General features: G+C 39.6%; 9 protein-coding genes. All 9 read right to left on the bottom strand.

The features are described 5' to 3' along the window. Positions 1–14: 14 nt before the first annotated feature. Complete coding sequence (gene sapR / locus KFO35_RS04710) at positions 15–689, bottom strand: two-component system response regulator SapR (RefSeq protein ID WP_002291233.1); 675 nt, start codon at positions 687–689, stop codon at positions 15–17. Between the two features lie 183 nt (positions 690–872). Beyond that, positions 873–1,766: a class C sortase gene (locus KFO35_RS04705; RefSeq protein ID WP_025477194.1), complete on the bottom strand. Its 894-nt coding sequence runs from the start codon at positions 1,764–1,766 to the stop codon at positions 873–875. A 74-nt stretch (positions 1,767–1,840) separates the two neighbouring features. Continuing rightward, a complete protein-coding gene (locus KFO35_RS04700) occupies positions 1,841–3,559 on the bottom strand; it encodes a SpaH/EbpB family LPXTG-anchored major pilin (RefSeq protein ID WP_156272215.1) in 1,719 nt (572 codons plus the stop codon). Further along, positions 3,552–4,865 carry a pilin N-terminal domain-containing protein gene (locus tag KFO35_RS04695; protein WP_002340984.1) on the bottom strand — a complete coding sequence of 438 codons (1,314 nt, stop codon included), beginning with the start codon at positions 4,863–4,865 and terminating at the stop codon, positions 3,552–3,554. The genes KFO35_RS04700 and KFO35_RS04695 overlap by 8 nt, the downstream gene beginning before the upstream one ends. Next, positions 4,865–9,373, bottom strand: a complete 4,509-nt coding sequence (locus tag KFO35_RS04690) for a VWA domain-containing protein (RefSeq protein WP_167513740.1) — start codon at positions 9,371–9,373, stop codon at positions 4,865–4,867. Before KFO35_RS04690 ends, KFO35_RS04695 begins: the two co-directional genes overlap by 1 nt. A gap of 300 nt (positions 9,374–9,673) precedes the next feature. Next, complete coding sequence (locus KFO35_RS04685) at positions 9,674–10,192, bottom strand: phosphatase PAP2 family protein (protein ID WP_002314531.1); 519 nt, start codon at positions 10,190–10,192, stop codon at positions 9,674–9,676. 1 nt (position 10,193) lies between these two features. Then, positions 10,194–10,814, bottom strand: a complete 621-nt coding sequence (locus tag KFO35_RS04680) for a YesL family protein (protein WP_070703790.1) — start codon at positions 10,812–10,814, stop codon at positions 10,194–10,196. Beyond that, complete coding sequence (locus KFO35_RS04675) at positions 10,811–11,665, bottom strand: carbohydrate ABC transporter permease (protein WP_002308183.1); 855 nt, start codon at positions 11,663–11,665, stop codon at positions 10,811–10,813. The genes KFO35_RS04680 and KFO35_RS04675 overlap by 4 nt, the downstream gene beginning before the upstream one ends. After that, positions 11,662–12,573, bottom strand: coding sequence for a carbohydrate ABC transporter permease (locus KFO35_RS04670; protein ID WP_002291248.1), 912 nt, complete (start codon positions 12,571–12,573; stop codon positions 11,662–11,664). The genes KFO35_RS04675 and KFO35_RS04670 overlap by 4 nt, the downstream gene beginning before the upstream one ends. Positions 12,574–12,575 lie beyond the last annotated feature (2 nt).

The following is a 12,575-nucleotide window of genomic DNA, read 5'->3' as shown; positions in this document are numbered from 1 at the left end:
AAAAGCTCATCCTTTCAGGGAACGATATATCCCTGTCCTACTTTTGTTTCGATATATCCTTGGATACCTGCCTGTTCGATTTTTCGGCGTAACCGATTGATGTTCACTGTCAATGTATTGTCATCTACAAACCGCTCGTCATCCCAAAGTGCTCGCAGCAATTTTTCACGGCTTAAGATCTTTCCGTTGTGTTTCATCAAAATAAATAGCAGGCGGTATTCATTTTTGCTCAAATCAATGATCTCTCCATTGATCTCCATACTTCCGTTGTCGACATTCAACGTAATACCATTATGGCTCATCATCTCACTGGATAATTCTGTGTAATTATAAGAACGGCGAAGCAACGCATTGATTTTGGCAATCAGTACATCGATTTGGAAAGGCTTTGTCACAAAATCATCTGCTCCCATGTTCATGGCCATGATCATGTCCATATTCGTATTCCTGCTGGAGATAAAAATGATCGGTACTTTCGATACTTCACGTATTTTTTGACACCAATAATACCCATCCAAAACAGGAAGATTGATGTCTAGCAATACAAGCTGTGGTTCTTCTCTTTCAAAGTCTGAAAATACTTGGTTGAAATCGGTCGTTCCAAAGGTTTCGAATTGCCATTTCTCAAGTTCTTCCATAATCAATTGTCGAATGATTTCTTCATCCTCGACTACCATGATTTTTGCCATAAAAAATCCCTCCATCTTTCTTCTTGCTTCTACAATATCAAAGAAGCCTTTGTGAAACAAGTTGGCTTACCTGTAAAATGTCATTTTAGAAAACGTTCAAAAAAACTGGAAATAGGCGATTTAATCGCGTTTGTCTCTTCCAAGCAGCTTAAATTTATTATGTTATTCTTAATAATTGGTCTATCATCTGTTATTTTTCTTTGGTTGTTTTTGTCTTTTAAATTTTCGATAACCCCAATAACCGAAAAGAGTTAGTATTAGCAATACACCTAATAAGAGCGCAAGTAATCGATAAAGATGGTATCTTTTTGTCTTTTCCATCTTCGAAGAGGCTTCTTCTGTAAAGGGGACTCGCTTCCCTGTCACTAGTAACCTGTGGGTGTTCACAGTATAAGGTGTGCAAGTAATAAGTGTGACCAGATCCTGTTTTTCTCTGATTGCTAATGTATCTGTTTTTGTTGGAAGGACAACGATTTTCTCAACGACTTCATAAGCGAGCATCTGACCATATACTTCAAGATAGAAACGGTCATTTTTCTCCATTTTTTCAAGATCTGTAAACAATTTTTTCTCAGCAACACCGCTATGGGCGGTAATGACGGAATGTGTATTTTCTCCTCCAATTGGAAAAGAGGTACCTTGTAGAACTGTCGCTCCTCTATCTAATAAAAGATCATTTGTTTCATCGAATAAAGGCAAGCTAACATTGATTTTTGGAATATAGATTGCTCCGATCATATGTTGTTCGTAGTATTCTTTTCCTGGATTTCGGACATCTCTAACCGCTTGTTCAAAAGGATCTTTGACTTGACCCATTCCTGGGATGGCTGCCGTACTAGCAAGCGCCTGATTTTTCTTTTCTTGTACTGCTAATCGTTGCTCATGTTTTTCTTCTTTCTCTCGTGCAAGCTGTTTTTGATAATTCTCGATCCTTCTTTGGTCCAAATAATTGCTGAGAGCATCAGCTAAAAATGGATATGTAAAAACTGCAGCTCCTGTAAGAAACATCACTGCCATGAATAATTGTAATAACATACTGATTTTTGTTTGAGGTCTTTTCTCTGTTTTCTTTTTCATTTTCTTCACCTTCTTATTTAAAAAAACTGCAGCAACCTTTATAAAAACCGATTGCTGCAGCTTATTTTTGTTGCTTATACTTCAGACTTCATTTTAGATTTACGGTACCAGCTGTAGGCCCCAATCATCAAACTTAGACCGATCAGCAAGAATGCTAAGATCCCGTTCCCTCCAGTAGAAGGAAGAAATCCTTGTCTTACGTTTGGTACGCGTGCTGCTCCTGGATACTCATAGTCCACAATCACAAGTTCATCATCATAGCTACCATATTCTACATTGAACTCTGTGAAAGCTGCTTCACCTGTTGGTAAAACATATCCTTCTGGTGCTACTGTTTCTTTCATGAAGTATGTTCCGTAATCTAATCCAACAACTTCGAAGTATCCTTGGTCATTTGAGACAAATTCTGTTGCCTCTACACTATTATCACTTACCCAATCGATTGTGATTTCTTCTGCATCAGCACCTGACTCATAAACAGGTAAACGTACGCCATCTTTATAGAAAACAGCATAAGCAGTTTTCTCTTCGTTCCACAATTCAAATCTTGCACCGTCTAGTAAAGCATTGCTTGAAGCATCAAACTTTTCAAATCTTCTCCCGCCAGTCGTTACTTCTTCTGGTGGCACGCGACGTTCGTTGTAGTCATACTCGTCACCTCTACCGATTTCGATCAATGCTGTATTGTTATGGAATTCGTCTGCATTGATAACTGCGTTGACTTGCAAGTCATAGGTAACAGTTAATTCCCCGCCACGATGATTCCCTAATTTTTCCAGTGTTGCTGTGTTCGGTATACCTCCTGTTTCAAGAATGATCTCCACGACAAAACCGTTACCCGCTTTTGTTACTGTATAATCAGTATCTTTTATCAGTGTTGTATCTCCTGCTTGTACAAGGAGTTCCTGATCAAAATAACTCAAACCTTCTGTTGGCGTATCTGTGATTGTGAAATGCGTGATGACTGTTGTATTGTCCTCATTGATTTCATCAATAAAGTAAGGAATCGGTGCAGTTATTGTATAAGAAACTGTTTTTCCTTTTTCTAAGTCAACATATCGGATCGTTTCTTCTTCACCATTTTCATTGCGAATCGTCACAGTTCTAACGTCTGCTTCATCTACATTCATTTCTTTGGAAGAATCTTGGATTTCATTTTTAGGATATAAGTGTACATCGGTGTTGTACGTATCTTTCCAAGAGGTTCCATCCCATACACCGCCAATAATATCTGGCATCATAACTGGCATCATGACAACCATTGGAGACGCGATTCTTGAAATATGAGCTGGTGAATATGTTTCTAAGAAGAGATAGACTTTATCTCTCGAAGAAGGTGCCTCTTCCGTCACTTGGACATTTCTGAAAACAGCTTCACCATTTTCGCCAGTCGTCTGCTTATCTATACTTTCGATACCATAAGATACAAACCATGCTGCTGTGTGATCTGATTGGATCAAAGCAATCGCAGCGGCAGGTTCTAACCCATCATCATCTATGTCAGTTGTTCTAGGGTCATCTTTCAGCAAATTATAATAGACATCTGTAACATCAAACATTTCAAAATCGACGCCTGGAAGATTCTCATTATCAAAATCATCTGATACCAACCCGCTATTCGGTCGTTCTTCAGGCACAGTCGTGAATGCTTTTTTGTGTAATGTGATCGTCACTTCACTTGGTTTTTCCGTGACTTCTTCAGCGTGAACTAATTTTCCATTTCCAAAACTTCCTAATCCTACAGCTGCGAGCCACAGTGCACTCATCCCCATGGTCATCATTTTTTTATTCATTTTTTTCTCCCCGTTCTTTTTTTATTAATAAAACAGCACCTAACAACAAAAGGATTCCTAATAAAGAAATCAGTGTTCTTGCTTCATTGGTTTGTGGAAATACGGACCCTTTCACTGGTTGATTTGGATTGCTTGGCCCACTTGGTTCTTTCGGTTTGTCCGTTGTTTCTTTTATGGTCTCGTTATACACGCGTGGCGTTGCTGATTCATAGGCAGAGGCTGGAACTTTTCCGGATTCCAATTCAGCCATCTTCTGCCCATTGACCATTACATATTGCGGCTGTCCTTCTGCATCCACCCAAGATTCAGGGACAATGACCTCGATTTGCTTACTTGCTTCGTCCATTTCGTACCCTTCTACACTTTTCAATTCTTCAAAATAATAGGTACCAGAGGGCAAGAATCGTTGACCTGTCGTGACTAGACCGTCTTTATCTGAAATGAATTTGCTTACATTTTTATCATTCAAAGGATCGTTGTTTGCTGGTTTGATCCATTGATTTTTCAAGTCATTCGCAGGAGCCATGTCTAAATAATATTTTTCTCCTTCTATCATCTGATACAGAGCAAAAACAGCACCTTCTAATGGGCGTCCTTTTTCAGTTGTTCCTCTTTGTCGTCCATACTTGAAAAAGTATGGATCTCTTAAATAACCGACATTTTTAGGATAGATATGGATCTCTTGCAGTTCCTCGGTTGGTTCTGTTGGATGATAGATTGGCAAAACAGCAGCAATCGGGATCGCTGTTTGATCGATATCCACATTCAACCCGATTTCCGGATCAATTGATTCTTCAAAAATCAAATAAACTGCATCTCGATCTTGGTTTTTCTTAGGTACTTGGATGCGTGCAATCCCATCTCCTAATCCACCAACCGTATCTTTTCCAGTCGTTACCGACTCCCCAACCTGGGCAAGTCTTTCTTCTGTGATCAACTGACGGATATTGTTTCTGCTCGTTTCAGCGATTTGCTGGACGAATTCTCTAGAGGTCATGTTCTCAGCAGCTTTTTTGTCATGATAATAATCGGTCATATCGTAAACGGCGAATGTCGCTCCATTTAGCGGGACCGTCTGCGAAATGATATCTGCTGTTTTTCCCGCTTCCTCAGAGATAGCCAGACCGTCATTTTCATGGAATTCAAATTGGTCGTTATAATCGATATCTCGAATCATCCGTTTATGCAATACGAATTCCACAACGTCTTCCCCTAATTCTTCTGCCGACATCGTTTGAGGAAGAAGGACTGCTACAAATGGTAGTAAAACAAGTAATTGAAGCATCAAACACAACAGCTTTTTCATTACCTTGCCCCCTCCTTTTTAGATTGTCTGACATACAAACCATAGGCAGCACCGGCAAGTGCCACGAAGAATGCAGCAAGCAGGATATAGAATAATCGTCCGGATCCCCCTGTAGCAGGCAATGGATTTTCAGGATCATTCCCGACACTAAGCTGTAGCCTGATTCGGTTCGTATCCAAAAGTTCATATTCTAACTCTTGCTGCAGATCAGGAGTCTCTGCTTCTTCGTTTGGATAATAAGAAACCTCAACTTTTAGTGTCCCGGCTTCTTTTCCTGGAACGACCCGATCATTTTCCACTTCTGGTTCTTCACGATAACTAATTTCTAAAATAAAGTAGCCTGGAAGTTTCCTGTAGCCGTCCGGCGACTTCACTTCCTTGATCCGATAGAATCCTTCCGTCAAATCCAAAGCATTGAATAGGGAAGAATCGTTTGGATCTGGTGCCAAGCCTCCGACGATGAGTTCATAGTCTCCTGCACTATTTTGTTTCTCAATTGAAAATTCTGCGCCTTCAAGACGTCGACTACTTATACTGTCAACTTTCAAAAGTTCCAGATCGATTGGTGCTAGTTCATCTTCTAAGGTTACTTGTAATACACCATCGATGATGTCATAACCCTCCGGTAACGGATCAGTTTCGTCTTCGATGACTGTCTCTCCAATGACAAATTTCCCTTCTTCATTCAGTGCAAACTGGAATACTTGATCAGACAATTGATACCCGTTTGGTGCAACAGATTCTGAGACCTCATATTCGCCGATAGACAAGCGTAAAGGTTGACTGTATTCTAAATCGACATATTTCTCTACACCGACTGTATAAAGATAGAAGTAACCGATTCCAGACAAACGTTTCGATTCTTCGGGTTCTAACGGGTTGCCTGTGTATGCTCGATACAGTGGGAAGGAAGAATCCCCTATTTTTCTGATATCAAAACCTGCACCATCTAAAGGATTGCCTTCATGATTTAATTTTCTAACTCGGATCTCCCGATAATCAAACGTATTGTAAGCAGTAAATTCTACCCATAATCGGCCCTCTTCGTCTGTTGAATGGGTGAGATATTGCCAATTTGCTTCACCTGTTTGTCTAAGCTGGATGGTACCTGCCTCATTATCGTACAGTCGCAAGATCCATGTGTCGTTTTCGTCAGGTTCTTTGAAACCTTCTGGGCTTTGACTTTCAACGATTTTGTATTCTGCATAGTTGGCATTTTCTTCATTGTCTATATGAATAAATGAATCTGGTTCTCCAATAGGATGAATGACTTTCTCACCCTCCACGTGCAAATATTCTCCATTTTCATTTACTGAATAGAATGTGAGCATTCCTTTCTCTTCGTCTGCTTCATTCGCACCAGAGATTCCTTTAGCTACCGGCGTTCCAATTTCAAGTCCGCTTCCATCGGTTTGATAAAGTTCAAACTCTGCCCCATTGATTGGCGTAGTGCTTCCTTCAATCAGTTTATTGATGTTCATGTGGACTGGCTTGAATTCATTCCGCATTTCCAATTTGACATACAAGTCTTCATAATCCGTTTCGTCCTCATTGACATTTTGAACAATTGAAAGTTTGTGGTATTCGCCTTCATAATAAGAATCAGGATCGCTACCTTCTTCTCCACCAACTCTTACTCCTGAAGTATTTGCTGCTACCAACTCATAGTGACCAAGCGCTGTATCTCCGCTGGAACTGTATTTTTTGATTTGGAATTGATACGTCTCATCCACTAACTGATAACGGGGCGGTCCAGCGATCTCTCTGATCCAGAAAATGTCACTAACAGCACCTGTTTCATCCCCCAGCACAGGGATCTTCGTTTCAAAGATTGCGAGTCCATCGTTGGTAGTTGTTCTCGTTTCAATCGGTTCCACATCCCCGCTATCCGGGTCCTGGTCATATAGAGCAAATTCGATTCCTACTAAAGGTTCCCCATTTTGCCCCATTTTGCTTATTTGGAAATTCCGGTCCTTATGCTCATAACGAATAGACGAGGTCGGGAAATACATTCGCCCGTTCATAACATCGTTTTCATAATCCTCCAAGTTTTGGATATAGGCCATATTGTTCACTGCATAGAAATTCCCGTCTTGTGCTCCTGCATCCAGTTTTACTTGATACTTGATCCTGACCATTTCCCCTTCACCTAACGAGATTGGAGAAAATTTATAGGCTTGGTTTTCTCGCCCAACATACGTTGTCGGCGTCGCCACTACTTCTGGCGGTGCTTGTCCATGACGCGTTTCATCCCATATTTCTGGCTCTTGGTACTTCATGCCATTTTCTCCTGGATCTAGATGATAAAACTTAATATCAGCATCTCTTCCAGCCCCAAACGGTGAAACATTAAATCCAGTTTCATCATAAAGTGTGGCTTGCTGGATCGTCTTTTTGAAAGTAGAGGAGATATCCTCCAAGGCTGTAATGATGTCATTCTTGTTGTTCGCATCGTAATAACGCGGTGTTGTGCCATCATCATTTAAATCAGCAATGTTTTTTAATACATTTCGTCCGATTGCATCGAGCCGCTGTCTACCGGCAATACTTCCGTCGATTCCTAACCCAATGGAGAAAATACTTGGCGGGTTCTCTTGGTACTTGTTTTTCAGCCAATGATGATACGCAACAGTATTGATGGCTGACGACTTTTCTTGTGAAGTTGGACTACCGTTAGTATCATTGCTTGCGCTTCCTGTACCAACCCAGTGAGTTGCTTTATCATCACCTTCTTTTACTTCTCCGTAACGGTATTCCACATTTGTCCCATTAACAGGACGGTCAAAGTCAGATGCGTAGGTAACTGGATAAGTAAATCCTGCATTAGAAGTATTCCCAGAAAAGGTTTCAAAGTTTTTGAACAAATCACCACGATCTATGGCAATCTTATCCCCCATGACACTCCAACTGCTCCAAGCTCCCCAAATACTTGTGCGAGATCTTGTTTGGATCGGTGCATAACTGAAGGTGGGTGTTCCGTCTCCTACGACGATCAGGATCTTTTCTGGATTTCTATTTTCTCCGCCATTATCCGCATACAATGTTTCATAGCCATTTTTAAGTCCTAGTGTAAGCGGCGTTCCTCCGATGGGTGTACGATTCAGTGCTGTATTCTCACTTCCCGTTAAACGATTGATGTCATTTGTCAACGGAAAGATGTCCGAACTGATTTGTTCCTGGTTATTGATGACTGTACTATTATGATAAAAATTCACCATACCGATCCGAATATCCATATTTGGGTCGGATAGCAGATTTTCACTAATTTCATTTACCGATTCTATCAGCGCCGCATTTTTACTCTGGCCTCCGCCTTCTAGTGTCCCTTCATTCATACTGGCTGATTTATCTAGAACAAAAACGATATCGATTGGACTGATTTCTTGTTTCTCACTTCCGATCACATCTAGATAAACGTTATAAAGTGTCGTTGCATCTTCAGGATGTAGATCAGATGTTGGGTTGTTTGATATAACAGGTTCTACCCATTTTTTGATATATGCCCCGTTATAATCCAAGTAACTGTTTTCAAAATTCCGTTCATCTCCCCAAAGCTGAACGGTTTGAGCCGGAACATTTACATCTTCTTCACCTGCAGTTGATCCATTATCAGCCGCATAGTCGTAATTTCTCCAGTTCGCTCCCCCGATTGCGTAATCACTATCATCGATCAAGTTCTCTCCATCATATGGTGAGCCTTTTTCTCCCTGATAGCGTTCATTACTTTGTGACCAATTTCCTAATACTTTCGTATAATCATTCGTTGTAAATCGTGGATAGCGGTGCTGATCGTTTTCAGCTATTCCGCTAGGATAGATATATTCATATGGATCTTGCGTAGCTGTTGGTCCAAGACGCTCTAAAATACCGTTGAATAACCGGCGTTGAATGCGTTGGAGTGCTTGACCGCTGGGCACGATTGGTGCGTCCAGCTCTTCCGTTTCATTTTCTTCGCTACGTTGATTTTCAGCGGAATCCTCTGTATCTGTTTCATTTTCTTGTAATTCTTGATTAGCTATTCTTTCATCGACCACCACTTGAAGAGGTAGTTCCCCTTCATTCACATCTGGAATCTTTTCTGTTTCAAAAACCAATGTGCCGGTCTCAGCTTCTTTCGAATAAAATTTTCCGACATACCATTCTTGACCATCGATTGTCTCGACTTTTAAGTCTTCTCCATCTTCATCGTAAGAGGAGAGACCTGTTCCCCGAACGTTTTTTACGGTACCGATACCGGCAGCAGCTGTATCGATTGCTAAACGTATCCTACCTTCGTTCGCACTCTCTTTCTTTTCAAAAGCCAGATGCCATTCAAACGTTTCTTCTTTTTCGATATACCTCCCTTCGATTTTTGCATAATCCTCATCTAGAAATACCTCATCCTCCTTCACTTCTGTTGACTCAGCAGCTACATCCAATGCTGTCATATGATAGACAGACTGGAAATACGGTCCAAATAACAGACTGACAGCTGCTAACTGCAAAAGCTTCAATTTTACCCCTTTCACATTCTTATACTCCTTTCTAAAACATGTGTCTTCTTTCACAACAAACACCAAAAACAACATCTATCTAATTATAATCTAATTTAATTTTAACTTTAAATCAAACAATATCCATTTTAGTTAAAAAACACCAATTATACAACGATTATTATTAAAATTAGATTATAAAATTTTATAACACTCTCATTTAACAGAACTTAAGTTATTAAGACAGGTAAATAATTTCCGACTGTTTCCCTGAAAAACAAAAAAATAAAGCACGAATGCGTATTTACGCACTCATGCTTTATTCATGCAATTGATTCAGATAACGGCAGCACACAAGATACCGATAACACTTCCTAAAATAGCTCCTCCTAAAACATCAGTAGGATAATGTAAAAGTAAAAAAATTCTTGAATAAGCGATCAAACAAGCAAACAGAAAAGCTAGTATTCCTGCAATACGACTTAACTCGAACAACGCTGCTACAGATAAAAAAGCAAGTGCCGTATGCCCTGAAGGAAAAGAAGAAGTCTTCGGTTTACTTGTGTAAAGGACAAGCCGACGATTTTTTTCATAAGGTCTTTTCCGTTTTGTCGTTTTTTTAATGAGAAGTAGACCAACAAAAAAATAGATTAGACTGCCTACAAGAATAGCTAGACCATATTCTCTTGTATCAGGTACTAAAACTAAAACCGTAGCAAGGAGCAGCCAAATAAAACCGCCATTAGAGATATTACTGATAAATTTCAAGAAATTGATTTTCCGATTGTCCGTTTCTCGTTGCTTAGCGAACTTATTGATAATACTATCATCGATTTTAGCAATCAAACGCAGCATGTTATTCCTCCTTTTTAAGACCCTTTTCTTGCGTACGATGGATAAAAAGCAGGACTTGAAAATAAAACAAGAAGCTGAAACCTAATAAAGCAAGGTAGACTGGTCCTGCAAACCATAATGCAATCAGAAGTATCGACGTGCCTGCTAAATAGAAAAGTGCACTTTTAAAATCATTAAAAAACAAGAAAAATGCTGCAATCCAAGAGACTTCTTTTTGATTTTCCAGTTGAAGCAAGATTTTGTAACTAAAAAGAACAGCACTTAATAGAAGCAAAAACAACGTAGTATACATCAATGTATAGCCAATTCTCCCACCCAAATAATGGAAAATCCGATAATCGATGAATAAAAGAAGAAAATAACTACTTGCTAAACTATCTTGCTTTCCGTAAAGAGAAAGATTCTCACGAAACTTCTTCCAGTATAATGAACTGAGCTTTTTCTCTTCATTTTTTTTGTAATAATAAATCATATAGAGAACTGTTCGACTTGCTGTTCCTAATGTGAGAACAGGCAAGACGCACAGGAACCACAGTAGCTGTAACTGGATAAGACGCGGAATCCATTCAATGATTTCTAAAAAATAATCATTGGCTCTTTTACCAATCGACCGATTCATCATCCTTTTGATCCTCCTGTCAAATCCATTCCTTCAATGAAATAACGTTGTGCAAAAAAGAACAGCAAGATCGTCGGGATCAAGACAAGTGTTGCTCCTGCCATCAGATAATTCCATTGTGTCGTCGCTTGGTTCTGAAAAACTTGCAAGCCAATCTGCAACGTGTATTTTTCTTGATCTTGGATATATAACAGAGGACCTAAGAAATCATTCCAAGCCGCGTTGAAGGAATTGATTGCAATCGTGATCAAAGCAGGTTTCGTCAATGGAAGCATCAAATGACTCCAAATATACAAATGATTCGCTCCGTCGATTTCAGCAGCTTCGATCAATTCATTATTGATCGATAAGTAAAATTGACGCATCAGAAATATATTGAACGCATTGCCGAAGAACGATGGAACGATCAGGGGCAAATAAGTACCTACCCAGCCGATCTTGGAGAATAATACATATTGAGGAATCATCGTTACAAACCCCGGGATCATCATCGTAGAAAGAACCAAAGCAAACATCAGCTTTTTCCCAGGAAAATCAAGCTTCGCAAATCCATAAGCAATAAAAGAATTCGAAAGGACATTACCGATCACTACTAGCACAGTGATGAATAACGTATTTCTTGCATAGCGCCAAAAAGGAAATGCGGCAATCGTATCCAGATAGTTTTCCCATACGATTTTTTCTGGGAAAAAGGTCGGAGGATAACGAACGATTTCTTCCATCGGTTTCAATGAAGTAAATACCATCCAAAGCAATGGAATGAGCAAAATAATTCCTATTACCGTCATAAGCACATAGCTTAGCATCTTTTTTGATTGCCGATTCACACTGGTTTTTTTAAAATAATCCATCATTTGCCGTCACCTCCAGAATAATAGACCCATTTAGGTGCAAGCTTCAAATTGACGAAGGTCAGAACCAAAACGATCAGAAATAGGATCATCGACATAGCCATCGCATATCCCATATCAAAAGCGACGAACGCCTTGTTCCACATATGCAGATTATAAAAAAGCAAGGAATTTGCAGGTCCACCTGTTCCATTTTTCGTCATGACATAAGCTTCTTGAAAAATTTGGAAAGAACCGATCGTAGAGGTGATCACATCGTAAAAAATAATAGGAGTGATTAATGGCAAAGTAATACTTTTGAACTTTCCCCAAACGCCTGCTCCATCGATTTCTGCTGATTCATATAAAGATCTAGGAACATTTTGTAATGTAGCTAAGTAAAGTAGCATTGCTCCTCCAGAGCTCCATATTTTCATCAAAATCAACGCAGGTTTCGTCCATTGTGGATCAAACAACCAAGCTGGTCCAGGGATATGGAACCAGCCCAGAAATGTGTTGATCAATCCTGCAGATGGAGAAAGCAGCTGCATCCATAAGATGTAGACTGCTACTCCTGATAAGACTGCCGGTAAATAGAAAACTGTACGGAATACACTGATTCCTTTGATTTTTTGATTGAGTACTGTGGCTAAAAACACACTGAAAATCGTCGTCAGCGGTACATTGAAGATGACGAAATAAACGGTGTTGTATAACGATTTCCAAAATAAATCATCATGAACGAACATTCTTTTGAAATTTGCTAGACCAATGAAATTCATCTTGGATGTCAAATTATAATCGGTGAAACTACCAATAACTGAAAAAAGCATAGGCCCTAGCATAAAGATTAAAAAACCGATAATAAAAGGCGAGATAAATAAATAGGCCCATCTTGCTTCTTTTTTCTTTCGGATAGATAAACGCTTCAAAT

Source organism: Enterococcus lactis (genome assembly GCF_015751045.1).
Lineage (GTDB): Bacteria > Bacillota > Bacilli > Lactobacillales > Enterococcaceae > Enterococcus_B > Enterococcus_B lactis.
This window is presented reverse-complemented; position numbering and strand designations above follow the sequence as displayed.